This window comes from Brevibacterium senegalense (assembly GCF_000285835.1).
Classification (GTDB): domain Bacteria; phylum Actinomycetota; class Actinomycetes; order Actinomycetales; family Brevibacteriaceae; genus Brevibacterium; species Brevibacterium senegalense.
The window spans coordinates 313466-339393 of record NZ_HE978603.1; the positions used below are offsets into that span (position 1 = coordinate 313466).

Annotated in this window: 17 protein-coding genes and 1 pseudogene; 3 read left to right on the forward strand and 15 right to left on the reverse strand. The window is 67.2% G+C overall.

The features are described from left to right. Positions 1 to 35: 35 nt before the first annotated feature. The 8 genes and pseudogenes from HGBR_RS17290 to HGBR_RS17305 all read right to left on the reverse strand — a co-directional run bounded on the left by HGBR_RS17290 (position 36) and on the right by HGBR_RS17305 (position 13636). Complete coding sequence (locus tag HGBR_RS17290) at positions 36 to 2657, reverse strand: SNF2-related protein (RefSeq protein ID WP_390620765.1); 2622 nt, start codon at positions 2655 to 2657, stop codon at positions 36 to 38. Between the two features lie 24 nt (positions 2658 to 2681). Beyond that, positions 2682 to 2921, reverse strand: a complete 240-nt coding sequence (locus tag HGBR_RS20800; RefSeq protein ID WP_019159038.1) for a hypothetical protein — start codon at positions 2919 to 2921, stop codon at positions 2682 to 2684. A gap of 295 nt (positions 2922 to 3216) precedes the next feature. Then, positions 3217 to 4061: pseudogene (locus HGBR_RS17295) on the reverse strand (IS5 family transposase). 124 nt (positions 4062 to 4185) lie between these two features. Further along, positions 4186 to 4839 (reverse strand): DUF6308 family protein, encoded by a 654-nt coding sequence (locus HGBR_RS18865; RefSeq protein WP_019159041.1) that lies wholly within the window; start codon positions 4837 to 4839, stop codon positions 4186 to 4188. Then, the gene (locus HGBR_RS09155; RefSeq protein ID WP_019159042.1) at positions 4836 to 8240 is read right to left on the reverse strand and encodes a UvrD-helicase domain-containing protein; all 3405 of its coding nucleotides are present in this window, start codon (positions 8238 to 8240) and stop codon (positions 4836 to 4838) included. Before HGBR_RS09155 ends, HGBR_RS18865 begins: the two co-directional genes overlap by 4 nt. Beyond that, a complete protein-coding gene (locus HGBR_RS09160) occupies positions 8237 to 11134 on the reverse strand; it encodes a PD-(D/E)XK nuclease family protein (RefSeq protein ID WP_019159043.1) in 2898 nt (965 codons plus the stop codon). The genes HGBR_RS09155 and HGBR_RS09160 overlap by 4 nt, the downstream gene beginning before the upstream one ends. Before the next feature lie 128 nt (positions 11135 to 11262). Then, a complete protein-coding gene (locus HGBR_RS09165) occupies positions 11263 to 12042 on the reverse strand; it encodes a hypothetical protein (RefSeq protein WP_019159044.1) in 780 nt (259 codons plus the stop codon). Continuing rightward, on the reverse strand, positions 12035 to 13636 hold the full coding sequence (locus HGBR_RS17305; RefSeq protein WP_040364934.1) for an ADP-ribosylglycohydrolase family protein: 1602 nt from the start codon (positions 13634 to 13636) through the stop codon (positions 12035 to 12037). The genes HGBR_RS09165 and HGBR_RS17305 overlap by 8 nt, the downstream gene beginning before the upstream one ends. Positions 13637 to 13744: 108 nt before the next feature. Between HGBR_RS17305 and HGBR_RS09175 the strand changes: the two genes are divergently transcribed. Beyond that, entirely contained in the window at positions 13745 to 14338 is a 594-nt protein-coding gene (locus HGBR_RS09175; RefSeq protein ID WP_019159046.1) for an NUDIX hydrolase, read from the forward strand. 38 nt (positions 14339 to 14376) lie between these two features. Here HGBR_RS09175 and HGBR_RS09180 read toward each other — a convergent pair whose 3' ends face one another. From HGBR_RS09180 to HGBR_RS09210, 7 genes are all read right to left on the reverse strand, one after another. Then, a complete protein-coding gene (locus tag HGBR_RS09180; RefSeq protein WP_161601857.1) occupies positions 14377 to 15720 on the reverse strand; it encodes an SIR2 family protein in 1344 nt (447 codons plus the stop codon). 458 nt (positions 15721 to 16178) lie between these two features. After that, entirely contained in the window at positions 16179 to 16994 is an 816-nt protein-coding gene (locus tag HGBR_RS09185; protein ID WP_019159048.1) for a carbohydrate ABC transporter permease, read from the reverse strand. Then, positions 16987 to 17835, reverse strand: a complete 849-nt coding sequence (locus HGBR_RS09190; RefSeq protein WP_019159049.1) for a carbohydrate ABC transporter permease — start codon at positions 17833 to 17835, stop codon at positions 16987 to 16989. Before HGBR_RS09190 ends, HGBR_RS09185 begins: the two co-directional genes overlap by 8 nt. Before the next feature lie 25 nt (positions 17836 to 17860). Further along, positions 17861 to 19228, reverse strand: a complete 1368-nt coding sequence (locus HGBR_RS09195; protein ID WP_019159050.1) for an ABC transporter substrate-binding protein — start codon at positions 19226 to 19228, stop codon at positions 17861 to 17863. Positions 19229 to 19295: 67 nt separating this feature from the next. Then, entirely contained in the window at positions 19296 to 20756 is a 1461-nt protein-coding gene (locus HGBR_RS09200) for an NtaA/DmoA family FMN-dependent monooxygenase (RefSeq protein ID WP_019159051.1), read from the reverse strand. Positions 20757 to 20849: 93 nt separating this feature from the next. Further along, complete coding sequence (locus HGBR_RS09205; protein ID WP_026077468.1) at positions 20850 to 21902, reverse strand: aldo/keto reductase; 1053 nt, start codon at positions 21900 to 21902, stop codon at positions 20850 to 20852. 147 nt (positions 21903 to 22049) lie between these two features. After that, on the reverse strand, positions 22050 to 23285 hold the full coding sequence (locus tag HGBR_RS09210) for an acyl-CoA dehydrogenase family protein (RefSeq protein ID WP_019159053.1): 1236 nt from the start codon (positions 23283 to 23285) through the stop codon (positions 22050 to 22052). A 244-nt stretch (positions 23286 to 23529) separates the two neighbouring features. Here HGBR_RS09210 and HGBR_RS09215 point away from each other — a divergent pair, with 244 nt between their 5' ends. Further along, a complete protein-coding gene (locus HGBR_RS09215) occupies positions 23530 to 24711 on the forward strand; it encodes an ABC transporter ATP-binding protein (protein WP_019159054.1) in 1182 nt (393 codons plus the stop codon). Between the two features lie 167 nt (positions 24712 to 24878). Then, entirely contained in the window at positions 24879 to 25925 is a 1047-nt protein-coding gene (locus HGBR_RS09220) for an NAD(P)-dependent alcohol dehydrogenase (RefSeq protein WP_019159055.1), read from the forward strand. The last annotated feature ends 3 nt before the right edge of the window (positions 25926 to 25928 follow it).

The following is a 25928-nucleotide window of genomic DNA, read 5'->3' on the forward strand; positions in this document are numbered from 1 at the left end:
TCAGTACTGCCAAGTTTGTCTAATAGCGCTGACCGTTACGCGAGGATGCGCCAACGGATCGCGAACAGGTGTTCGCTGTCCTGGGTCCCTTGCAGGGATTGCTCAATCATGTCGAGCTTCTCGTCGATCTCCGCTTGCAACTTGCGGCGTGCATCGCGGAAGCCGTCATCAGCCTCATCAGCCCGACGCTCCCACTTGCGGGCCTCGCGCTTGAGCTTGAGTTGCTCCATAGGATCGTCCGCGTGCTTCGCTGCCTTGCGGGATTCCTTCTCTTTGGCGCGGTACTCACGAATCCTTGCCTCATGCTCCGCTTTGCGATCCTGCTGGTTGCGGTACAGCAGTTCCTCTTGCTGGTCGTAGTAGCGGGAGTTGCGCCCCTGGACTTCTTTCTCCAGCTCGCCGAGCCGTGCTTTGAGTTGGGTCTCAACTTTCGCAGCGTCGACTTCGACAGGGTCTTCGCTCACATCCAGGCAGGCGAGGTCGAGTATGTCGGTGACGTACTCGTCATCCAGGTACTGGCCGTCGTCAGCCATACCACCGGCAAGCATGTACGACTCGGAGATGTCCTCGTCACGCGCTCGCATTGTGAAGGTCAGCAGATTGACCGTTAGGTAACCGCTCTTGCCCTCCAATGCCTTGACGGCATTGCTAGCACGCTTCGACTGGTTGAGCGAGAAAGTCAGCTCACGCTGCGGAGTCTTGTGCGCCTTCGCGGAATCTGCGACGTATTGCGCGAGCGGGCTGGCGTATCGGTACTGGTGAGCATTCGGAAGAGGCTTTGATTTAAAGAAGTACCGCCCCGTCGGTGCGTCCTTGATCGGAGCCTGGTTCAGGATGAACGTCCGGCCGTCATCCTCGAATGTGGCGACCTCACGGAGCTCATGTTGCGTGATCGCCAGGAGGAGACGCTCGAACTTGTTGAGTACATCGCCCGACTGCTCATCATATGCTTTGAGACGATCCTGGACGTGTGGGTCGAGGTTGTCGAAGACCTTCGCCTTCGTGCTGGCCATCTCCTTCGAGATCTCGCCTGTGTACTGGTCCTCAAGTTGTTTGAACGCTGCATTGATCTCGCCTGCCGTCTTACAACGAGTGAGAATGTCGCTGATGCGATTCTCGAAATCAAGACCATCCTCCACCGCACCGAGCACTTCGTCAGATGCTCCGAAGACGCTCGAGAACAGTTGGAACTTGTTGGTCAGCAACTCCAGGATGCGCTGCTCAGCAACGTTGCCCTTGTTGCTGAAGTTCACCACAACGACGTCGTGCTTCTGGCCGAACCTGTGAACTCGACCGATGCGCTGCTCGACGCGTTGCGGGTTCCACGGAAGGTCATAGTTCACGAGCATCGAGCAGAACTGCAGATTGATGCCCTCAGCTGCCGCCTCGGTTGCAACCATGATCGTGCCATGCTCGCGGAAGTACTCCACGAGTGCCTTGCGGCGATCGACAGTCGGAATGCCCGTGACGAAGTCGCTGTCCTTGTTGGCCGTCAACCACGCCTGGTAGATCGCCGTCTGCTCAGGCGAGGTGTTCGAACCGTTGAATAGCACAACTCCCTCGCCTCGCCCGGCTTCGCAGAGAGTTCGCGCAATGTACTCCTGCGTTTTGGTCGAGTCGGTGAAGATGATTGCCTTCTCGGCGGCGCCCAGTTCGCGGAGCCTCTCGAAGCCCATGTCGAGAGCCTCGTGCAACTTGACCGCCTTCTGGTTGACCGTGATTGAACGGGCCAGAGCGGCGTACTCGCGGAGCTCGTCAACCTCGGCGCGCATGCGCTTGAGGGTTTCGTCATCGACTTGCACGCTCGGGGTCTGAGCCTTCGCTTCCTCAGCCTCCTCGACAATCTCTTCCTCGAGTTCGTCACCGGCCCGAAAGTCAGCCAAGAACATCCCGCCACGGTTGTCCCTGAGCTTGCCGGCTGCCACCTCGTCCGCCAGACGGTTGGCGATGTTTTCCAGCGTGCTCGCGACTGCATACGTCGAAGAACCGAGACGCTTGCGGATGATGAGTGCCGATAGGTGGCGTTGCGAGCCAGCGAATGCAAACAATTCATCGCGCTGCAGATACTCGTTGACGAGGTCATATAGGAGCACTTCGTCTGGCGATGGAGTGAACTCGACCGTCAACGGCATTCGCTTGGTGAAGTGAATGTACTTGTTGGCGTCCTTGCGCAGAGTACGCTTCGAGATTGCGGCCACACGCTCGACCAGGTCGTCGTCGCCGAGCATGTCACGGTTCTTTATATAACGCTCACGGAACGCTTCGAGCGAGTAGAAGTACTCGGGATCGAAGATCGAGACGAGGCCGTACAGCTCCTCAAGCCGGTTCTGCAGAGGCGTTGCTGTCATGAGTACTGTCTTGTGAGCGTTGCGGGCGACCTGCGCGATTGCTTCTGCCGTCTTCGCTCTACCATTCCAGTAGCTGCGCAACCGGTGTGCCTCGTCGGCCACCACTAGATCCCATGACTTCAGCAGGGAGTGCTCATGACGGTACACGAACTCGTACGAGCAGATCAGGACCTCTGGTGACCGGGCATCGAGCTTCGCGAGCAGCGAGTCCTTCGACTTCACGTCAAGGATCGAAGACGGAATGAGGAACTTCTCGTACAGCTCTTGCTTCCACTGCTGACGCAGGCTGGATGGCACGATGATCAAGATCCGCCGCTTGCGCTCCGCCCAGTACTACGAGATGACGATCCCGGCCTCGATCGTCTTGCCGAGGCCCACTTCGTCAGCGAGGATGACACCCGGAAGGAACGGAGTCTGCAGAGCGAAAAGTGCCGCGTCGATCTGATGCGGCTTCGGTTCGACCTGCGCGTCAAACAGGAGCCCAGCGAGCTTGCCGACGTGATCATTGGCGTAGCTACGCTGCAACTCGTGCGCAAAGTACTTTGATTGGTAATCAGTGAGGGGCAACGTCATCGGCTCCCCCAAAACATGGTGTGCAGGCGCAACGACTTTTCTACGTCTAAGCACTCGCCCCAGCGGGTCGCCCCAGTCACTTTCCCCTCCACCAGGTCAGCCTCCTCCACGCCGAATACGCTTCCAGAACGTATGCTCACGCCACCATCTCGTACATTACCTGGGTAGTACGGCATCGTGAGCGGCCGTGCCAGGCTCCCACCCGACGGTACCCACGCAGCTGCTGGCCACGTTCACGTGCACGTCCCCAACATTCCAATGACGACGTCTTAGAGATTGCGCGGATAGGTGTTCATCACCACTGGTATCGCTTGACGGGTCTGGTAGCCCACCGGAAGCGTATCCAGGACTCAGCCAGGAGTCGGCGCAGAACGATGATCGCGTTCGCCAGACACGTCCACGCCTGCTGCACCTGATCTCTGCGATCGAGAACGACCTGCAGAAGCCTGAACCCGCGAGTGTGCCAGGAGTTCGTCCGCTCGACTTTCCACCGGCGGGTGTGGTTGATCTCGATATAGGTGCCTTTCGGCGAGATCTTCCACTGGCAGCCTTTCTCGGCGAGCAGTGCGCGCGTGACGTGCGAGTCGTAGCCGGCATCGAGATCCACCTGGATCGTCTCGGGCAGGAAGAACTCGAATCGGGACAGGCACTCCAGGCTCGGTTCCAGCAGTCGTGAGTCGTGCCGGTTGGCGCCGGCGAGGACCACACCCAGCGGTAGACCGTGGCCATCGGCCAACACGGAGCGCTTCTGCCCGGACGTGCCACGATCGGTGGGGTTGGGGCCGGTGTTCTCACCCCCGCAGGGTGCTTTCACGCAGCACCCATCGACGGTGAGGTGCTCCAGGTCGAGGCCGATGGTCTGGTCGAAGGTCTCCAGCACGATCTGTTCCAGCCGGGAGAACACTCCCGCGCTGACCCACTCGTCTCGACGCGTGCGCAGCGTCGTGGCTGAGACGTGCTCATCGCATGCTTGATGTAGGCGCCACCGAGGGCGAGTCGGGTTACGAGCTTGTCGAACACGATCCGATCGGCGACACGGGGGCGGTGGCATCCAAGCGGATGACGGTCCGGTGTGGGCGGCAGGAGTGCTTCGAACTGGCTCCAGAGGGGGTCGATGACTGAAGATGGAAGTGCTGGCACGGGGAAGTCCCTCGTCTCGATTGGGTAGGTTGCACTTCCATCGAAACGTGAGGCTCCCCGTGTCAGTCTGCAGCGACACGCCGGGGGCGGGGTACGAGGACCACCGCCCTATCCGCGCAAACTCTTAAGCGCCTTGATCAGACTTCCCCTTCATCCACTGGACGATGTCCAGTGCACGCAGCGTCGACAGGTCGGGCCGTTTCGCCGCAGATCGAACTTCATCCGCCAGTTCGTGGAGTGCTTCTCGATCGGAGTGCAGGGCGGTACGCCACTCATGCCACGAGTTTCTGGCATTGGAGCCGATGACACGGTTGACGACGCTGACTTCGATCGGGATGAGGTGCGGTCGCTTGCGCGCCATGAGCTTGCTGACGCGGGTTGGGCCCATCCCCCAGCGCGTCATGCCTTCATCGCCTGCCCGCAGCCTCCTCCACAGCTGCCACGCTGGCGAATCTATTCCGAGGAGGCTGTCGTACTCCTCATCCGTCACGTCGGCAAGGGCAATGTCCGACGGGATCTGCCGGAGTAACGCGTTCACGTCATCTGCGTGCGTCTCGAGGATGCAGATTCCTACCTTCACCGGCACGTCAACAGCGAGGCATCGCAATGCGTACAGATCGCCAGCTGTGAATCTGTTCGGATCGGTTTCTTCTGCAGCGAGGGTGTTGAAGTACGCGCCAGTGTACGGTTCGAGGTCGTCTCGCAGACCGAAGTACGTTTCCGTCCATTCCTGCACCTGATCACGGGTGATCGTCTTTGCCGCTTCCAGAATCGTCATCGCACTACCTCCGTTGTCAGTGTCACGCCCACCACTTCTCCTCGCAGCGGAAGGTGCACCAGGATCTCCTGAGGCGCCTCCCCCGTCGTCGACTCGAGCGCAGCGGCGTACACGGCCAGCTGCCCCACGTAGTTCTCCCGCACATGTCCCAGCGAATCTGCTCCCGGGTACGACTTGTGGTCGACCAGGACGTGACCGCCATCCGCCAGCAGGATCCGCGCATCGATCCAGCCGTCCATGACCTGATGCCGCTCGTTGCGCCAGGCGATCTGCTGCTCCGTCAGGATCTTGGAACCTGGATAGGTCTCCTCCACCCACCGCCCCCAGCGCGCGCCAGCCTCACACAGCACGTCCGGCTCGAGCACATCGCCCACGCCCCAGCGGTCGATGATCCGGGCCGCGGCCTCCCGTGCCATCGACTCCGGCATCGCCTGGTGCGGGATCGCCAGGTACGCGTGCACCGCATCGCCCACGATGTCCCAGTCCACGCCCCCGCGTGCGATGAGTGGCTCCCCCAGCGTCGCGACGACCCGAATGTCTGCATCGATGCCCTCGGAGGCAGCACTGCTGGCCGTGAACCGTGCGGGCACGCGTTCGGCATCATTCTGCGGCCGGCGCATCGGCACGTCGGTCCGTGCGTAGAACGAGCGTGGAATTTCCCGATCCCACGCACTCGAGTCTCCAGCGGTCGCGTAGGTCCGCATCGTGATGGGCAGATCGGTGAAAGCCGACCCGTCATCACCCCGGCGCAGGTCGTGCACGCGGACGATGCCGGGCCCGTCCTCCGCCGGCTCGTCCCATTCGATGACCGGGAAATCGGCTGCGACCGCATCGTTGAGCGCATTGCCCTGCCCATCCGGGCTGGATGCTGCGATGATCCCGTGGAACCGAGCCCGGGTGAGGCCCACGTACAGCAGTCTGGCTGTCTCCCGCTTCTCGACCTCGGTCCCTGCGGCCACCACACGACTGCTCTGCCAGGCCTCCTGCATCGCAGGGAAGGACGCGAGCACGTGCGGCAGGAAGCTGATGTTCCGACCGGCGAGCGGCTCCTCCACCCGGAAGTCCGCGGCCTTCTGCACGCTCACGGCCCGGTGCCTCCGGTCCTTCGCCTGCGGGATGCCGGCCACGACGACAGGCCACTGGAGGCCCTTCGACCCGTGCAGCGTCAAGACCATCACCTCGTCGTGCGGCTGCGCGCCCGTGCTCGTGCCGGCCTCGTCGACGATGTGGGTGAGCATGCCCCTCGCACTCATCGGGGTGCGCGTCGACCGGGCGCGCTCCTCGTACTCGACTGCCAGCTGCCGCAGCCCGTCCAGGGTGGCGAGCCGGGCCTCGGGCGCAGTCCAGCCCTTGATCCGCTGGGGCAGGTCCAGAGCATCGATCACCTCGAGCAGCAGCTGCGTGGGCGCCAGGTCGGAGACCCGCCCGCGCAGATCCGACAGCGCTCGCAGAGTCTCGTCGTCCCACCACGTCCGGGAGTGCGCGTGCCGCTGCTCCGCGTCGACGATCCGTGCGGCGTTCTCGAACCACGAGGTGTGTGCGGCGTGGTCCGGCAGCAGGGTGACGAGCTCGGCGAGGGACACCGTGTCTGCCGGATCCACGACGGCCGCCAGCCCCGCCCGGACCAGCTGTCCCTCGCGCGTCTCCAGCAGCGGCACAGCGGCACCCGTGGCGGGCACCCCGCGGTCCCGGAGCTCACTCACAACTCTCGTGACCTCGGTGTTCGACCGGACGAGGACTGCGATGTCACCGGGCACCACCGCCCGATGCCCTCCACCCGACACGGGGATCTGCGGCTCTCGCTCCAGGAAGTCGACGATCCCCTGCGCGATCGTGGTTGCCAACCTGGAGCCGGCCTGAGGGGCACCGCCCTTCGCGCTGTCGGCCACCCACAGTTCGCGGCTGCCCTCATCCCGCAGGTGCTGACGCTGCGGCGGGATGGACAGGACGACCTGGTCCTCCGGCTGATCCGCGAACACGGAGCGGAACACCGTGTTGCTCAGTTCCAGCGGAGGCAGCGAGGACCGCCACGAGAATCCCAGGGTATCGGTCTGCGCCGGCGCCAGTGTGTCCGTGCCCGCGAGCATCGCGTCGAAGACGTCGTCCATGAGCTGCGGGTCCGCGCCGCGGAAGCTGTAGATCGCCTGCTTCCGGTCGCCCACCCAGATGACGTCGTCGACCAACTGGGCCAGTTCCATGAAGAGTGCCAGCTGGAGCGGCGAGGTGTCCTGGAACTCGTCGACGGCCAGCAGGCGGTACCGGGCCGCGACGGATTCCCGCACCCGCACATCCGTCCGCAGCAGGTCCAGCGCCCGGACCTCCTGGTCGACGAAGTCCATGACGCCCAGCTGCTCCTTGTAGTCCCGGTAGGCGTCCAGTGTCCGCGCCGCCGTGTCGAAGACCAGCCGGATGAGGCCCACGACGTCGTCCTGGAATGCGGGGTTCGCCAGCAGCCCGCGCGTGACGGATGCGCCGCTGGAGTCTGCGAGCACCGCCTTCGGCACCGTGCCGGGCGCCTTGCCGCCGCCGGCGGCTCCGATCGTGCCGGTGGCGATCCTCGCCCAGTCGTCCCACGGCACCGCTGCGAGGTCCTCCGCCGTGCCCGAGGCCCCGCCCAGCTTCCGCACGAAGGCGTCCAGTGTGAGGATGCTGCCGTCCACATTGCCGCGGCTGCGACCGTTGATGGACACGGTCTGCGCGCGGGTCTCGATGCGTTCGCCGGGTGAGTCCGTGCCCCGGTCCCCGTCCAGCATCCGCAGTGCGTGCCGCAGCACGGCGACGTCCTCGACCAGCAGGTCGCGCCACCGGCTGCGGTCGTCACTGCCGGTTTCGGGGACGAGGCGGAGGAACTCGCGCACCGAGGCCTCGGCGGAGGTTCGGAGGTCCGCCGCGTCCAGGAGGTTCGTGCGGGCGGCCGTCACGACGCCGTTAACGAGGTCCGCCCACGCGGTCGGACCGCCCCACGCCGGTCCTCCTCCGGCGTCTCCGTTGTGGCCGGTGCGCAGGAGGAGGTCGCGGTGGGTGGCCTCGGCCTGGGCGATGACATGGTCTGCGGCCGTGCGGAACACTCGCTGCTGCTCCTCCTCGTCGAGCACGCGCACCTGCGGGGAGAAGCCCGCGTCGATCGCGTAGTCGGTGACGATGCGGCCGGCCACCGAGTTGACGGTGCCGATGAGGGCGGTGCGGATCTCCTCGGCGGCGACGATGTTCCCGTCGTCCAGGAGGCGCTGCTGGGTCTTCTCGACGAGGTCGGCTGCGGCGCGGACCGTGAAGGTCGTCGCGATGATCTGGTTGGCGCGCAGCGGTATCTGGGCGGTGGCGGACAGGCGGCGCGAGAGTTCCTCGGTGAGGCGGTGGGTCTTCCCGGAGCCTGCCGAGGCCGTGATGATCGTGACGGTCATGAGTAGTCCCCCAGCAGTCCGTAGAGTCCGGTGACGTCGCTGTACTGCTGTTTCTCCTGGATGAGCAGCCGGCCATCCGCCTGAGCCGCCTCGCGCAGGGCTGCGAGTGCGTCGTTGAAGGGCTTCTTCTCGTGTCCCACGCCCGTGTCCGTCGCCAGGTACGTGTCCGCCGCCGGCGCGTCGAACGTGCCGCGGGCGATCTGCGTGAGCGTCTGCTGCACCGACCTCTGGATGCGCGGCCAGAGGTGTGCCGGGTCGCCCGGTACCCGCGATTCGCGGTCCAGGTCCTGGTCTGCCGAGACGAACACTCCCTGCTTGAGCATGTAGTAGGCGGTCAGAGGCGCGGTGTCCAGCCGGTCGAGGGCCTGGCTGTAGATGCTCAGCTGGACGGCCTCGCCCTCGTTCACAGCTTCCCGGTAGGTGCGCGGCGAGTAGGTCCACTTGAGGTCGATGACGGCGGGACGGCCATCGGGCAGCTGTGCGTCCAGGTCCCGGAAGCCCGTGAGCCCGATCGTCAGCGGAACGCCGGCGATGTCGAGGGTGATCTCTGAGTGGAACTCCGTCTCGGCGCCGGTGACGTGCAGGCCGCGACTGGCGAGCGTGCGGAACAGCTCCGTGAGTGAGTCCAGCGTCGTCGTGCGGACGGACTCCAGCCGGGCGCGCGAGCCCGGCAGCAGGAGTTCGGACGCGAAGCGGGGGACGAAGCGATCGAAGACCTCCTGGATGTCCGACCGGGTGGGGACAGCACCGTCATCTGCGGCACCGGAGACCACGAGGTGTTCGACGACCGCATGGACCAGCAGACCCAGCATCCTGTTGTCTGTGGGCACCAGTGCGCCCAGTCCGGCGGAGAGATTCAGTCCGTACCTCAGCGTCCAGCTCAAGGGGTCACGGAGCAGCCGGTCGATCTGCGTGAACGACAAGCGTTCCGGCAGCAGGTGCGTGAAGTCCCCGCTCAGTGAACGGGAGACACGGGTGGGAGGAGCCGGGATCTGCTGCGGGATGACCGAGACGTCCTGGCTCTGGTCCCGCAGAGACCACGTCTGTCCCTGGGTCTGTGCCGGGACCGGGTGGGCGAGCGCGGGTGAGGAGAGCACGTCGTCGACAGCATGGGCGGCCTCGCCGAAGAGGTCGGTGCGGGTCTTCGCGAAGCGGCCGGCCAGGTGCACGAGGGCGGGGTGGAGGTGGCGTTCCTCACCGCCGACGGTCTCAGCGTGGAACGCGTACACGTGCGTGGCGCGAGATAGGCCGCGCAGGTCTGCTGCCTGGGCGAGGCGCTCGTGCTGCGCGGCGGGCGTGATGGTGGCACCGGCGGCCGCGAGGGCTGCGACCTCGTGGGGGTCCCAGAGCTCCCGCGCAGATGCTCCGCTGTTGTGGGCCGACCACCACAGGACGGTGTCTGCTCCTTCGGGCACCTGCGAGGGTGCGGTGACGACGGTCCAGGGGGCGGCCTCGGCGGGGGCAGCGGCTGCCGTCGCGGCAGGGGCGCAGGCGTCGACGATGTCGACGAGCTCGCGCACGACGAGTGTGTCGGTGCCGACCAGGTCGATGGTCTGGAGGAACGAAGACACGTGAGCGGCCGCCGCCGTGAGGTAGCGCGACGGTCGTGCGCCGCCCAGGCGGCGCAGGCGATCGCCCAGCCAGTCGACGGCGGTGACGAGCCGGTCGAGGTGCACGCCCGCGTCGGTGACGCGCACCGGGTCCGCGCGGAGGAACTCGTCGAGCGTCTGGGCGATGGCCCACGCGGACTGCGCGCGGGGATCCGGGACGGTGGCTGAGGCCACCAGCGGCACAGTCTCCGTCGGGTCGGAGGTGAGCGGGGCCTCGGCAGCGGTGCGCAGGTCGTCGAGGGCGCGCACCCACGCGGACTCCGGGTCGCTGGAGATCCCCGCCTCCTGGCCGAGAGCGTGGAGGAGCGCGGACCGGGCCGCGGACGGGACCAGGCCCACCGACCGGGTGGCGGTGGGCTGGGTGCCGGCGGCGGCCTCGGCGTCGGTGGTGATGCGCAGCGCGAGGAGCTCTGCGATGCGGTGGACGTCCAGGGGCGGGATGAGGGCGGTGAGGAACAGCGGGAGCAGCTGCGCGGCGGGGTCGGCCGCGGTGGTGGGAGCGGCGCCCACGGTGGGGAGGCCTCGGCGGCGGAGCTGCTGGTCGAGGACGGCGGTGTCGTCGCCCGCGATGATGACGACGGCGCTGGGGTCCGGGGCCGTCGCGAGGAAGCGGGCGGCGGATTCGGCCGTCGACCACTCGTCCCGGCCGCGGGAGACGGTCAGGTCAGCGAGGGCGAAGGGGGCCTCCTCCGTCCAGGAGATGTCGACGCCGCAGTCGGCGAGCAGGTCGAGGAGCGTGCGCCAGAGCGGGGGAAGGTCGTCGCGGGCATCGGCGACGTCGACGCGCTCGATCCCCAGCGGCCAGGATGCGGTGTGTCCCCCGTCGACGAGTCTGCGGAGGTGGTCGAGGACGTCGCGGAGGTGATCGGCCGGACCAGGAGCAAGCGTTGCGCGAGCCTGGCGCGGGGACCCGACGGTCACGAGGTCTTCGATCGCTGCGAGTGCCGCGAGCCGGGGCTGCGCGGCGGCACTGTCTGCGGATGCAGCGCTGGAGTCGTGGGTCCAGCCGGCGGCGATCGCGTCGTCGCGCAGGTTCAGGACCGTGCGGGCGGTGTTCCAGGGGTCCAGGGCGAAGGAGTTGCGGTACCACGGGTGCCCCACTGTGGCCATGAGCGCGCGGAACTGCGCGGTGCGTTGGGGACTGGCGGCGTCAGGTCCGGTGAGGCCCAGCCGTGTGCGGAGCAGGGCGAGGAAGGCGGCTGAGGAGAGTACGGTCTGATCCGGGTGGGATGCGGCGTTCGGGGCCGCCGCATGCCCGACTCCGTGGCTGAGACTGATGCGCATGGCGTCCTTCCCCTGAGGAAACGCGCGTGCGGAATCGCACGACGACACTGAGGCTCACGGTAGCCCAGGTGACAGCGGGTGTGAGCGAGAGATTTCAAGACTTCCGGAAGTCTGCGCGTACACGCCCGTCAGGCGGTTGTCAGCAGGCGCTGGCGCACCTGGCTCACCCACGTCAAGGGGCGCTTGAGCATGACGTGCGGGAAGACGTACGTACCCATCTGTGCAGTGTTGATCGTCAGCCCGTCGTAGTCAGCCAGGTGGTCGAATCGCTCGACGCCCGAGTCGAGGAGCGGGAACCACACGGCCTCGGGTGCGCCTTCGGACCTCCACGGCTGCGCCCGCGAGTCGACCGCAACCCAATCCCCCTCCACCCGCCGCAGCAGAGAGGTGCCGTTCACCGAGTAGAGCCCCACGACCGGCAGGCTCTTCTCCACCCAGCAGACCAGGCCGTGCGGCGTGACCAGTGGGGCCTCCCAGGAGATGCCGAACGACTCCCACCGGTCGGCCTCCAGCATCTGTCGTACGACCTTCGCTCCGTCCTCCCAGCTGGAGAACCTGATCTTCTTCTTCATGCAGGTCGTGAAATCCTCCAGCGTCGCGGGAGTCAGGAGGAAGGTCGACAGCAGGTCCCCGTCGTACCCATGGAACCAGATCATCGAGCCCTCGCACGCAGCCGTGCGGGAGTAGTCATCGACCGGGATGGGACGGCCAACCCCGGTCCCATCCTGGAAGATCAAGTGCGGCCCCACCTGCTCGAGGTCATACCCGAACGTCCAGTGGTCCCAATCGGGCGAGTACACCCGGAACGGTCCGCGCGCGATGAAGCCGCCGCCAGGGCGGAACTGCCGGTCGAGCTGGTCCGCAGAGTCCAGTCCCAGGATCGGGATCAGCATCTCGTCCTCACTCATGCGCTTCCTCCTTCGCCATGATCCGGTGGATCGACTGCTGGAATGCGACGTTCGGGTACGCCATCGGGAGAGCGGAGACCACCTGGTCCACGGCCTCGGCGACAGGGATGCCCCTGTGGCGGCCTGCGTACAGAGCCCCGACGGACGGGGTTCGGCTGTGGGCCTGCACGCAGTGCAGGAGCACCACGCGACCCTCCGCACGCAGGCGGGCCACCATGTCCGCAGCCTCCGTGAGGACGAAGTCGACGTGGTGGTTGTCCGCGGCAGCGTCCGAATCCACGAGCCAGACACGGACGTGGTTCTCTGCGGCGATCCGGACCGCCGGCACCTGCGACCGGCCGACCCGGCAGAGCGAGACGACCGCATCCACGTCGTCCGGGAGCCGGTCGAGACTACCGATCGCGCCCAGGTACACGCCCGGATCGTGCGGATGGCGGACGCAGGTGTCGAGGTGACCCCACTCCTCGTAGTCGAGGTACTCGGCGGTGGGCCACCCCTGTCGAGCCTGTCCCGCCTGCGCGGCGACGACCGCACGTTCGATGAGCTCGCCGACCCGCCACCCCGGCCAGCCGTGGATGGCGCGCTGCCACTCCAGGGGAATGGCGCTCACGCCGTACGCCGCGCCGACCAGCGCCCCGGCGATCGCCGCGACCGTGTCCGTGTCGCCGCCGGCGCGCACGGCCGACTCGAGCGTGCGGCGCACGTGCGCCGGGTCATTGTCCGACCGGGAACCCGCGTGCGTGATCGCGGACCAGGCCGCCTGGAACGCGGCGACGACCCACCCGTTGGTGTCGGTGAAGTGCTCCGGAGCGTGGGACTCCGCCTCGTCGATCCGGGCAGTCCACAGGTCGAGCCGGGCCCGTCGAGTGTTCTCGTCATTGCTCGACGCAGGGGCGTCGCTGATCGCAACCCCGCCGAACTCGTCGAGTGCCCACAGCGCGCGTCGCAGGTCGAGCTCACCTGTCTCCACCGCGTGCGCGACGGCAGCCGACCAGATGAGGCATGCTTCCATCGCGTCTCGGTTCATGTGGGTGAGTGCGCTCTGGCTGTGGGCGTACATGACATACCCGTCGCCTCCGAGGGCCACCGGTGCCGTGCGCATGAGAGAGCCATTGCCTGCGCGGTCCGGGAACTCGTCGTTGAACCGATGCGCCTCCTCGTACACGTCACGCACACTGTCGTTCACGAACGGCTCAAACACGCGGCCCGCCGGCGCCGACCAGTCATATCGGCCGGTGACAGACCTGTCCGTCTCTGCGTCACGGCGGCGCTCGACCTCGCCCAGAACAGCCGAGGTCTGGTTGCCGACGTCCTTCGCATCGCGCATCCAGTCGAGCCACGCGAGGACCACCGGCCCCAGGCGCGCGTCGCGCATGCGGTCGCCGCTCGTTGCGAGTTCGAGGAGGGGGATCGCCATCGAGGTGTCATCCGTCCACTCGCCGGGTGCCCAGCCGAACGGTCCACCGCCCTTCATCTCCACTCGCATGTCCGCAGGGTAGGGACCGCCGAACTCGTACGGCGCACCCAGTGCGTCTCCGCACGCCATTCCCACGATCGCGCCCGCGGCCCTGTCCAGTCGTCCCGGCTTCGCCATGCCGACCACCCCTTTAGCTCATGTTTGCTCTAACACTCGATACATTAGAGCACATCTGCTTTAATGTCTACATGAGCGCCCCCATAGATTCCGACAACGAGGTGACCCGTGAGTCTTGAGGACTATCCCCGCCCGTCGGTCGCGGTTGATACCGCCGTTCTCTCTGTCGTGGACGACCAGCTGTGCGTGGCCCTGGTAGAGCGAGACGGAGGTCTCCGGCTTCCGGGCACATTCCTGCACGAAGGCGAGCTCCTGGCGGACGCTGTCGCCCGCTCATTGAAGGAGCGGACGGGGCTGAGAGGTGTGACGCCCACGCAGCTGCACGTGTTCGATGCGCTCGACCGCGACGACCGGGGCCGAGTGCTGTCCGTCGCCCATCTGCTAGCACTCCCCCAGAATCGATTGGGCGACTTGGCGCCTGTGCCGATCGACCGTGCGCACGGGCTCGCTTTCGACCACGACGCGATCGTCGAGCTCGCGGTTCACGGGCTGCGCGATGACTACGCTGATCGACCCGATCCCCATGGCCTGTTGCCTGAGGAGTTCACGATCCTCGAGCTGCACCGCCTGCACTGCGCAGTGGATCCGCGAACGGCCCAGAGAGACACCTTCCGACGCGCGATGCTACCGCGCCTTGAGGAGACCGGCAGCATGCAAGAAGGCAGCGTGGGGAAACCCGCGAAGCTGTTCCGGCGGAGGTGAGTAGCGCTTCATTGCGCTCCGACGCACCGCACTGCTGTTCAGCGCTGGGGAACTCCGAAGTCCCGGACGGCCGTGAGCGCACTCTGCTTGGCACCCTCATCATCGGGCACTGCAGCCAGTCGTACGTGGAGCTCTAGGAGCCCCGTCTTGATCGTCTTCTCGTGTTCCGTGAGCTGTGATTCGAATGCGTCGTCCAGGATGTAGGCCCGGCTGTCAGTGGCGAGCGCCAGCACGTAGTCGAGGAAGATCTCCAACGACCTGCCCGCAACTCCGCTCGAGGTCCCTGCCTCCGTCATCGGAAGCAGGCGGATCTTGTCCTTCCACGCCCGCTCGTCCAAGGAGTCACGCGTGAGCGTCAGTGCAACCGCATTCTGATCCATACGTGCGGGTGAGATCGCGCGGACGTCATGCACGATCTGGTGGAAGTGGTCGTCGGTGAGTCCGAATCCAACGAACACGATGCGCTTCGTGACGAGGCTCGCCTTCACGAGTGCGGACAGGACACTCTTGTTCTTGTCGAAGCCCAGGTAGTCGTCGCGAGTCAGGACGATCGAGGCCGCGTCGTCTGCGGATCCGTGCATCTTGAGCAGCCAGCGGTCGGCGTCGACGACTTCGGGCCCGGGGATCACAGCGCACGCGGCGCCCGCGTCCTCACTCGCCCTCTCGAACAGCCCGTCGTAGTTGAGCGTGATCGCCTGCTCCAGCGGGAGCGAGGCGAGCAGAGTGGGTGCCAGACCGTAGCGCTCGACATCGACGATTGCGGCAACGGTCCCGTTGAAGTCCTTGCCCTCCTCGTCGTAGATCCCCTTGAGGATCTCCGCCTGGTCGAGGACGTTCTTCTCGGACAGCGCCTTCGCTTCCGCCTCCGTCAGGGAGATGCACTCCGCCAGTCGTGCGACGAGAGCGCTCCAGCTGGGCGCACCCGCGGACATGCTCACTCCGGCACCCATGAACGGCACGATCCGGCCGCCCCGCGCATCGGCTGCGAGTCGCTGCGCTTCCGACCGGAGTGCGGGAGTCAACCCCGCCCAGATCGTGTCCTGGGACTCGCGACGGATCCGTTGCGCCAGCGCCAGCTGGGCCGCCGTCCGCACGACCAGGACGACGTCCACGCCTTCCTCAGCGGCCGCGCGGGAGACGACAGTGAGCAGCGTGCGGATGATGTCACCCAGCAGGTCTGCCCCTCCCCCGCCCGAGGCTCCGAAAACCGGCAGCGCCAGCAGCGGAACCGGCCTGCGACCGATGTAGCTGCCCTCCGGAATCCGCTGCCGCACGGCAGTCGCCGCGGCCCGCACGAACTGATCGACTGCGGGCACGATGTCGTCGCCCGACGTCACTCCCGCGTATGGCACGGCCGTGAAGACGGGGAGCGGAGCGTCCACAGCCCAGTCCTGCGCAGCGGATGCATGCACGTCGCCCCGGGAGAACGCCGGGTCGGAGAATCGTGCGATTGCGGCCTCGAGGTATGGGGAACCCACTCGCCACTGCCGCCTGACGGACAGCGTCTTGTCCGTGGGACACATCCAGGCGTCGCACGCGACGTGTGTGAGGTCCCCACGTGTCACGAAGACGTGTGACTGCTGCGCAGAAGGACCACTCGTCGCATGGTCGTGATCGATATTCTGCATCCGGTGATCCTTCTCGCCGCGGGCCGCCGGGGTGGCTTGCCAGGCCTTCTTTATACAGGTTCCTGGCGTCTGCTCACAGGATGGCTCACAGTGCACCGGGACGGAGCCACTCGGCGGATGAACTCACACGCGATCGGCCACTTTCCATCTACCGCGTCGCGAGAATCAGCAGGCGCACCGTCTTGAGTGTCAGGCGGCGCCTGCCGACACCGTCACTTCACTGCGCCCGTCGTCAGCCCGTCGACCAGGTAGCGCTGGAGCAGCACCGCGATGGTGAAGACCGGGAAGACCGCGACCAGTGAGGACGCCGCGATCCGGCCGAAGTCCTGGATCCGCTCGCTGAGCATTCCCGCCAGCAGCACTGGGACGGTCTGCACGTCCACGCTCTGGGTGAGGAACGTCGCGAAGAGGAACTCGTTGTAGTTGAGGATCGCGACGATGACGCCCACCGCGATGAGCGCCGGGGCCAGCATCGGGGCCACCACACGGACGAGCAGTTGGAAGTCCCCTGCCCCATCGAGCCGTCCGGCCTCCTCGATATCCACCGGAATGCGACGGATGAATCCGTCCAGCAGCCAGATCGCGACCGGGATGTTGACGAGCGCATAGACGATCGTGAGGCCCACGAGGGTGTTCGTGAGGCCCAGCATCCGCAGGAGCGTGAGGAGCGGAATGATCGCGACGACCGGCGGCAGCAGCCACGGGCTGAGGATGAGCCCGTTCAGCGCCCTGCCCCCGGTGCGGAAGCGTGCGATCGCCCACGCGCCGGGCAGCGCGAACACCAGAGTGAGCACCGCTCCCGAGGTCGCCGCGAGGAGCGAGTTGACCACGCCCTGCGGGACCGGCGAGTTCCAGGCCTTCGCCCAGTTGCCCCACGCAGGCTCCGTGGGGACGAGGATGCCGGCGGAGATCTGCGCCTGCTTCATGAAGGAGATCGACACGAGGTAGAGCAGGGGCACGAGCACGACGGCGATGTTCAGGAGGACCCAGCCCTCCGCGAGCCAGGACCTCTTCGGGGGTTCAGCCATGGCGCAGCCTCCTGACGATGAGGAACACGGGAAGGGTGACGACCGTGACGATGACGGCCAGGAGCAGTGTGATCGTGGCAGCCATGCCCACGTCGAAGCTCTGGAGCGCGGTCCGCCAGATGAGGTAGGCGGGCACGAGCGTCGACGAACCGGGACCTCCCGATGTCATGACGTACACGAGGTCGAAGACCTTGAAGGCGAGGATGAGCCGGATGAGGAACGCCGCGGCGATCGTGCCAGCGACAGCAGGCAGGGTGATGTGCCCGAACAGGCGGAACCCGCGGGCACCGTCGAGCCGGGCGGCCTCGGTGATCTCCGGGTCCTGTCCCAGAAGAGCGGTGAACACGAGGAGGACCACCAGCGGTGTCCACTCCCAGACATCTGCGATCCCCACGCCCACGATCGCCCACGTCGTGTCCGAGAGGATCGCGTACGTTCCCGAGGCGGGCGTGAACCTGCTGATGAGCGTGTCGAGCAGCCCGCCCGAGGGACTGAAGACGAAGCCGAAGAGGATGCCCACGACCACGGGCGGGATGATCATCGGCAGGAGGAGCGCCGTGCGCACCACCGGCCCTGCGTGCAGGGACCGGTGGAGCGCGACCGCGGTGATGACGCCCAGCAGGGTGCTCGCCAGAGCCACGGCGAAGGCGTAGCCGGTCCCCAGCGTCAGTGAGCCACGGACTCCTGCGGAGCCGAGTGTGGCCTCGAGATTCGCCGTCCCGACGAACTCCTGGAACGGCAGGCCCAGACTCGACTCGGTGAAGGCCGCCGAGGCGATGAAGACGAGCGGGTATGCGGCCAGCACCAGCAGGGTGAGCACGCTGGGACTGACGAAGAGCACTCGTGTCAGCCGGCGGGATGCCCGATCAGCCGTCGCCAAGGAGGCTCTCCCATTCGTGCTGCACCCCGTCGAGCGTCTCCTGGGCCGTGCCGCGCTGGCCGGCGAGGTAGGCGGCGAGCTCGTCTGTGAGGATCTGGGCGGCCTCGGTCGCGTTCTCTCCCGTCGGCCAGGCGAGCGCACCGTCGAGGGTGGAGCGGTTGACCTCCTGGAGCTCCGGGAACTCGTCGCCGTAGGTCTCGTCCTCGAGCGAGGACACGCGGTTGGGGTCGATCCCCGTGGGCGGCAGTGCGGTGAGCAGATCGGAATTCACGTCGCTCGAGGCCGCCCATTCGATGAACTGCTGCGCGAGCTCGGTTTTCTCCGTGTTGCCGGTGACGACCCAGCTGAACCCGGCGACGAGGGAGGCCCGCGGGTCCTCGCCCGCCTCCGCCCGCGGAAGGTAGGTCACACCCCAGTTGTCGACGACCTCGGACCCGGACTCCGGGTCCTGCGACCGGACGCCCAGGTCCGTCCAGTTCTCGATGAAGGCGACATTCCCGGCGAACCACGCGGAGTTGCCGGCGCCGAAGTCCGTCTCAGCGGGCGTGGGGAGAGCGTCGTCCCAGATGTCCTCGAGTGCCTCGAGCGAGGCGACGGCCTCCGGGGAGTTGACCGCCGGTGCGCCGTTCTCGTCGAGGAACTCCCCGCCGAAGCCGGCGAGACGGTTCGCGAAGCTCGCACCCAGGATCATGGGCGACTGCTCGCCGAAGACCGCGGCGCCGTAGACGCCGTCCGACGACTCGTTCTCTGTGATCGTCGCGACCTGCTCCGCGTACTCATCCCACGTCTCCGGTGGTGCATCGAAGCCGTTCCGCTCGAGGATCTCCGTGTTGTAGAAGAGCGCGTGGATGTCACCGTCGAACGGCAGCCCGTAGGTCTCGCCGTCCACCTGGGAGTACGGCTCCCAGATCGAGGGGATGAAGTCGTCGACGTCGACATCGTCGTTCGCTTCGACGTACTCGGTGAGCGGCTGGATGGTGCCGTCTGCCGCGAGGTCGCCCAGCGACACGTACCAGGGCGCCGAGACGTCGTAGACGTTGGCGCCGGACTGCTGGTCGAGGGTGAGCTGCGAGGCGATCTCGTCATACGGCACCGTCGTGACGTTGACGGTCACGCCGGTCTCCTCCTCGAACTGCTCGGACAGCCATTCGCCAGCGCCCTCGTGCGAGGCGTTCATGAGGAGGTTGAGCTCCTCCCCCTCGAAGTCCGAGGCAAAGGCGTCGCCGCCGGACCCTCCCGAGCCGCCCTGACCGCACGCGGATAGGGTGAGCGCGGCGACGGCGGCCAGGGCGAGCACGGAACGACCGCGGGTGCGGGTGAGTCGGCGAGTGCGGGAGGGTGGCGTGCTGGTCATGTGAGTGTCCTCGGGTGTGGCCGGCGTCTTTCGCCGGTCTGTGATGGATGGAGAGTGGTGTGGGTGGTCATGCGCTGCGGGAGGCGAGCAGCTCGGCGCGGGGCGTCTCAGTGGCTTCCGCGCTCAGGTGGGTGAAGGCGCCGCGGTGGGATGCGGCCGGATGGGTGGCGGGCAGCCGGTCGGCACCCGTGAGCCGGCCCCGCAGCGTGGCCGGGCCGTCACCGCCTGCCGGGGGCTCCTCCGGGGAGCGGGCCAAGCCGCGTTCGCGCAGAACCGGCAGCACGTAGTCGATGAACTCGTCGTAGCTGCCCGGCAGCGTCGCGTTGATGACGTTGACGCCGTCGATCCCTGCGTCCTGCCATGCCTCGAGCTCGTCCGCGATCTGCTCCGGAGTCCCGACGATGCGGGTCGCCTGTGCGCGGAAGTGCGCGAGGTCGCGGAGCGTGACCTGCCCGTTCGGCGCCATCGCGCGCAACTCGGAGAGGTGCCCCTGGGCGCCCTCGGTGTGCTCCAGCTCGTCGAGCGGCGTGTCGATCGGCAGGTGACCGACGTCGACGCCCAGGCTGCCGGCGGTGTGGGCGATGAGCGCGTGGACGTCGAGGGATTCGTCGAGGTCCGCCGCACGGGCCCGCGCCTCGGCCTCGGTCGAGCCGATGACGAAGGACAGCCCCTGGATGAAGGCCACGTCCTCCCGGCGCCTGCCCAGGCGCTCCGCGCGGTCGCGGACGTCCCGGGCATGAGCGGCTGCGATGTCGCGGCGGGGAGCCATCGAGAAGGTGGCCTCGGCATGGCGGGCTGCGACCTCGCGTCCGCGATCCGACGATCCCGCCTGGAACAGGTACGGCGTGCGTTGCGGCGACGGCGAGGACAGGTGCGGCCCCTCGACGCTGTACCGCGGGCCCACGTGGTTGATCTTCGCCACCCCGGCCGGGTCGCCGTGCAGGCCGGTGCCGCGGTCATGGTCCCGGGTCTTGTCCTGGAGCAGCGCGTCGTCGTCCCACGAGCCCTCCCACAGCTTGTAGCAGACGTCGAGGTACTCCTCCGCCCAGTCGTACCGGTCGGAGTGGAGGGCCAGGTCCTCACCGCCGAAGTTCCGGTGCGCGTTCGCCGAGGCACTCGTCACCACGTTCCATCCGACCCGGCCGCCGGAGAGGTGGTCGAGCGTGGACAGCTGGCGGGCGAAGGCGAAGGGGTGCGCCTGGATGACCGACGAAGTCAGTGCCAGACCGATCCGATCCGTCACCGCCGCGAGGGCGGAGACGAGGACGAGCGGATCATTGGCCGGGATCTGCAGCCCGCGCCGCACGTGGGAGGCCCAGCCGCCCTCGTGGTTGCCGTAGAGACCGACGACGTCCGCGAAGAACGCGATGTCGAAGCTCTCGGATTCGAGCTTCTGGACGAGGGACACCCAGTGACCGAGCTCGTTGAAGCGGTGCTGCTGGGCCTCCGGGCGGCGCCAGGCGCCGCCGATGATGTGGCTCGTCGTGTTCATGAGGAAGGCCGAGAGGATCAGCGGCTTGCGGGTCATGGTTCTCCCAGGTGTGCGGCAGTGTCGGTGGCTGACTGAGGTGGGCTGGGTGCTGCGGGCGGGCCGTCCCCGGGTGGGGGCCTCGGGCGCGGGTCAGAGGTCGGAGGACACGGACCAGATGTTGATGCCGGACTCGCCCTGGGTGATCTCGTCGATCTCCGCGAGCTCCGCGTCGTCGAACGCGGTCGAGGACAGCGCGCCGAGGTTCTCGTCCAGCTGGGCGGTCGAGGAGGCTCCGAGCAGGACCGATGTCACTCCGCCCTCGCGCAGCAGCCAGGCGATGGCGAGCTGCGCGAGTGTCTGTCCGCGACGCTGCGCGACCGCGTTGAGGCGGCGGAGGCGGTCGAGGTTGTCCTCGCTCAGGTGGTGGTCGAGCAACGAGGAGCGACCGCCGGACGGGCGGGCCTTCGGGTCGCCGAGGTACTTGTCGGTCAGCAGTCCCTGCGCCAGCGGGGTGAAGGCGATGGAGCCGAGGCCGGTCTCCGTCAGCGTGTCGAGCAGGCCGTCCTCGACCCAGCGGTTGAGGAGCGAGTAGGCGGGCTGGTGGATGACCAGCGGCGTGCCGAGGTCCTGCGCAATGCTCGCCGCCTGCTGGGTCCGCTCCGCGGAGTAGGAGGAGATCCCCACATAGCGTGCGCGGCCCGAGCGGACTGCGGTGTCAAGCGCCCCGATCGTCTCCTCGAGGGGAGTGTCCGGGTCCACGCGGTGGGAGTAGAAGATGTCGACGTGGTCGACGCCCAGGCGGCCCAGGGACTCGTCGAGGCTGGCGAGCAGGTACTGACGGGAGCCGAAGTTCCCGTAGGGTCCGCGCCACTGATCCCAGCCGGCCTTCGAGGAGATGATGAGCTCATCGCGGTAGGGCCGGAGGTCCTTGGTGAGGACACGGCCGAAGTTCTCCTCCGCTGCGCCGGCGGGAGGGCCGTAGTTGTTGGCCAGGTCGAAGTGCGTGATGCCGGAGTCGAAGGCGTGGCGGATGATCTCGCGCTGGGACGCGAAGGGCGTGGTGTCCCCGAAGTTCCACCACAGGCCCAGTGAGATCGGGGGCAGGAGGAGGCCGCTGCGGCCCAGCCGGCGGTAGCCGAACCGGTCGTAGCGATCCGCGGAGGCCGCGTACGGGGTGTGGGTCTCCGTGCCCCAGGCGGACACGTCGACGGGGCGGGTGCTCTGCGGGCTGGGGGAATCCTGGGCGGGCTGGTTCGTGGGCACGGTGGGTCCTTCGGGGTCTGGTGCATGGGTCCCGGGCGGTGTGAGAGTCCGGGCGGTGCGCGGGCGGGTGGGGGCCTCGGGCGGGGGTCAGGTGTAGAGCGAGAGGGGCTGGGTCTCGCCGTTGAGGAAGTGGGCTCCGACCTCGAGCTTCTTGTAGTCGACCGGATCGTGGAGGGAGTGCGTGCGGATGTTGCGCCAGTACAGGTCGAAGCCGATCCCGGACGCGGTCGACGAGGTGCCAGTCGCCTCGAATATGCGGTGGGTGAGGTCGGTGGCGACGTCCGAGGAGACGACCTTGAGCTCGGCGATCTCGACGGCCAGCTCTCCCCGGATCTCCGTGGTGACGTCGGCACCGAGTGCGACGACCTCGTCGAAGCGCTGGCCGACCTTCTCTGCGAGCGCGGCGACCGCCGTGGTGCGGGCCTTGAGCTCGCCGTAGAGGCGCTGGACGAAGGGGTCGTGCCGGTACTGCTCTGCCTGCGAGAGGAACCAGGCGTTCGGTCGCCGGTTCGTCAGCTCGCGGCCTCGCGCCAGTGCGCCCTCCGCGATCCCCAGGTAGAGGTGGCCGAACGACAGCTGGATGCCCGGCGTCACGAGTGTGGAGAACGGCTCGTCACCCAGGGCTCCCAGCACGTCCTCGGGCCGGACGAGCACCTCGTGGTACTTCACCGTGTTCGACGACGACAGGCGCTGCCCGAGGAAGTCCCAGTCGTCGACGTACTCGACGCCCTTCCGTCCGTTCTCCAGCACGAAGGCGAGCACGGTGCCCGCCTCCGGGCCTTCAGCGATCGTCGCGTTGACGACGAGCACATCGCCCACAGCCGAGCCCGTGGAGTAGCGCTTGGTGCCGGTGAGCCGATAGCCGCCGTCGACGGGCGTGAGGACGAGGTCGGGGTCTGTGGGGTTGACGGAGTCTCCCCAGATCCAGCGACCGTCGATGGTGGCCCGGTGCCAGCGCTCGCGCTCTGAGGGATCGACGACGGAGAAGACGATGTTCGTCGAGTTGATGTAGTGGTAGGCGAGGACCTGGGCGATCGAGGCGTCGGCACGAGCGATGATGCGCACGGCCTCGAATGCCGTGCTCCAGTGGCCTCCTCCCCCGCCCAGCTCTGCCGGTTCGAGGAGGGTGACGAGACCCGAGTCCTTGAGCAGTCGTGCCTCGGCGTGGGGCACGGCGTTCGCGCGGTCCCGCTCAAGGGCATCAGCGGCCAGGGTCTGTGCGACGTCCTGGGCGATCTGCGACCAGTGGCTGCGCTCCTCGGCCGGGGCGGTGGGTGTCCAGTGCGTCCGGCCGGGGGCGGTGCCGATGCTGCTGATCGTCATGGTGTCGTCCTCCGTCTGTGTGCGGCTCTGCGTGTGCAAGCGGTTCTGCGTCTGCGTGCGGTTCGTTGACCGCGCTGTTCGGGCCTCACTGTGCAGTGACGAGCGTCATGAGACGGGCGAGATCGTCACGAATGATTACGCAGCGTCATGCGTCGTCATGCACCGTCATCCCTGGTCACAGGGATTGTCGATGAATCGTGCGGTCGCTATAGGTTCAGTGCGCTACGACGAAGGAGGTCAGGGAATGGGCGCGGTCAGCTTCAAGGACGTGACGCTGCGATACGCAGGCACTGGGCGGCGGCGCCGTCGGCGTGCAGCACGAGGTGGTGCGGAGGTGGCTATTGCGGCTACTGAGAGTGCAGGTGCTCAGAGTGCGTCTGCGGCTGAGCGGCCGGCGCTGGCAGGGCTGAACCTGGAGATCGCCGACGGTGAGTTCCTCGTTCTCGTCGGACCATCCGGGTCTGGCAAGTCGACCGCTCTGCGGATCCTCGCCGGACTCGAGCAGCCGACGTCTGGCGCCGTCCTCATCGACGGAGACGACATCACCGGGGTCGACCCGGCTGAGCGCGATGTCGCGATGGTCTTCCAGACCTACGCCCTGTACCCGCACAAGACTGTCGAACAGAACATGAGCTTCGCGCTCCAGCTGGCCAAGGTGCCGCGTGAGGAGATCAGCCGTCGCGTGCGCCGGGCCGCCGAGCAGCTGGGACTCACAGAATTGCTGGATCGCCGACCCCGACAGCTCTCCGGAGGCCAGCGGCAGCGTGTGGCGATGGGACGGGCGATCGTGCGCGAACCCACCGTCTTCCTCATGGACGAGCCGCTGTCGAACCTCGATGCCCGCCTGCGGGTGCAGACCCGGGCCCAGATCGCCGAGCTGCAGAACCGTCTGGGCACGACGACCGTCTATGTCACCCACGACCAGTCCGAGGCGATGACCCTGGGCGATCGGGTGGCGGTGCTCGATGAGGGCGTGCTCCATCAGGTCGCCCCGCCGCGCGAGCTCTACGATCGGCCTGCGGACATCTTCGTGGCAGAGTTCATCGGCTCCCCCGCGATGAACCTGCTCACCATCACGGACGACGAGTTCGACGGGTTGGTGCGCGGCGGCTCGAGTGGCGACGTCCGTGCGGATGATGTGGTCTTCGGCGTTCGGCCGGAGCACCTTGCCATCACCGCTGACGATGCCGGGCTGCTCCTGCACATCGATCACGTCGAGGAGTTCGGCGCGGAGGCATACGCCCACGGACACCTGGTCGATTCCGCACACACGGAGCGGGTCATCACTCGCCTGCGCACCGATGCGCGGCCCGCGCTGGGCGATACGGTCCGTGTCGTTGCCGACCCCGAGCGCGTCCACACCTTCGACCGCGCGACCGGTCAGCGCATGGAGGCGAACGTGGCGGTATCAGCCAGCGCAGTGTGATCGGCCGGCCGGGTCGGTCCGAATGGGCTCGCAGCGAGGCACGAGAACGCCAGCCAGCGGCACGCACAGAGACCTCCATCACATGTCCTTATGCGCATGGGGCGATGTTCCTAGAGTGAGAGGTGCACGGCGGGCTTCCGCCGGATCTCTCGTCGAAAGGACGTGCCATGCGCGCAATCGTGTTCGAGAACTTCAAGACCTTCCCCACCCTCACTGACGTCCAGAAGCCCACCCCCGGACCCGGCGAGGTCCTCCTCAAGGTCGCGGGAGCCGGCGCCTGCCACTCCGACGTCGCGATCTATGACGACTTCGACGAGGGCGCTCCCGGCGCACAGAAGCCCCCGTTCGTGCTGGGCCATGAGAACTCCGGCTGGGTCGAAGAGGTGGGCGACGGCGTCGACGGTTTCACGAAGGGCGACGCCTACCTCGTCTACGGCCCCATCGGCTGCCAGCACTGCCGCGCCTGCTCCCGCGGGCAGGACACCTACTGCGAGAACGCTGCGACCAACCCGTACATGGGCATCGGTCTGGGTCGCGATGGCGGCATGGCGGAGTACGTGACCGTTCCGGCTCGCAACCTCGTGCCGCTGGGTGACGCTGATCCCATCGATGCGGCGCCCCTGTCGGATGCGGGTCTCACCCCGTACCACGCGATCAAGTTGGCGTTGCCCAACTTGGCTGGCGGCGGACGCTTCGCGCTGGTCATCGGACTGGGAGGGCTTGGCCAGTTGGGCGTTCAGATCCTCACTGCCCTCACCGGCGCCACCGTCATCGCGACGGACATGAAGGAGGACGCGATGGCGAAGGCCGAGGCCGCCGGCGCCATCACCGTCCCCGGCGGACCCGATCAGGTCGCCCGCATCCGCGAGATCACCGGCGGCAAGGGCGTCGACGCGGCTTTCGACTTCGTGGGAGCCGCTGGCACCGTCAAGGTCGCGATGGAGTCCATGGCAGTCAAGGGCCGCTGCACGATCGTCGGCATCGCCGGCGGTTCCTTCGAATGGTCGTTCTTCACCAACCCCTACGAAGCGACGATCACGAACACCTACTGGGGCACGATCGAGGAGCTCCACGAGGTCGTCGACATGTACCGGGCGGGTCAGATCACGCCCGAGGTCGAGCGCTACTCGCTGGAAGCCGGACTCGAGGCGTACCGCAAGCTGCAGGCCGGCGATCTGTCCGCCCGCGCCGTGGTGGTTCCGCACGGGGAGTGACAG

Coding starts and splice junctions, on each gene's coding strand:
- HGBR_RS20800 (WP_019159038.1), bottom strand. CDS start 2,921: ATGACGTTGCCCCTCACTGATTACCAATCAAAGTACTTTGCGCACGAG.
- HGBR_RS18865 (WP_019159041.1), bottom strand. CDS start 4,839: ATGACGATTCTGGAAGCGGCAAAGACGATCACCCGTGATCAGGTGCAG.
- HGBR_RS09155 (WP_019159042.1), bottom strand. CDS start 8,240: ATGACCGTCACGATCATCACGGCCTCGGCAGGCTCCGGGAAGACCCAC.
- HGBR_RS09160 (WP_019159043.1), bottom strand. CDS start 11,134: ATGCGCATCAGTCTCAGCCACGGAGTCGGGCATGCGGCGGCCCCGAAC.
- HGBR_RS09165 (WP_019159044.1), bottom strand. CDS start 12,042: ATGAGTGAGGACGAGATGCTGATCCCGATCCTGGGACTGGACTCTGCG.
- HGBR_RS17305 (WP_040364934.1), bottom strand. CDS start 13,636: ATGGCGAAGCCGGGACGACTGGACAGGGCCGCGGGCGCGATCGTGGGA.
- HGBR_RS09185 (WP_019159048.1), bottom strand. CDS start 16,994: ATGGCTGAACCCCCGAAGAGGTCCTGGCTCGCGGAGGGCTGGGTCCTC.
- HGBR_RS09195 (WP_019159050.1), bottom strand. CDS start 19,228: ATGACCAGCACGCCACCCTCCCGCACTCGCCGACTCACCCGCACCCGC.
- HGBR_RS09200 (WP_019159051.1), bottom strand. CDS start 20,756: ATGACCCGCAAGCCGCTGATCCTCTCGGCCTTCCTCATGAACACGACG.
- HGBR_RS09210 (WP_019159053.1), bottom strand. CDS start 23,285: ATGACGATCAGCAGCATCGGCACCGCCCCCGGCCGGACGCACTGGACA.
- HGBR_RS09215 (WP_019159054.1), top strand. CDS start 23,530: ATGGGCGCGGTCAGCTTCAAGGACGTGACGCTGCGATACGCAGGCACT.
- HGBR_RS09220 (WP_019159055.1), top strand. CDS start 24,879: ATGCGCGCAATCGTGTTCGAGAACTTCAAGACCTTCCCCACCCTCACT.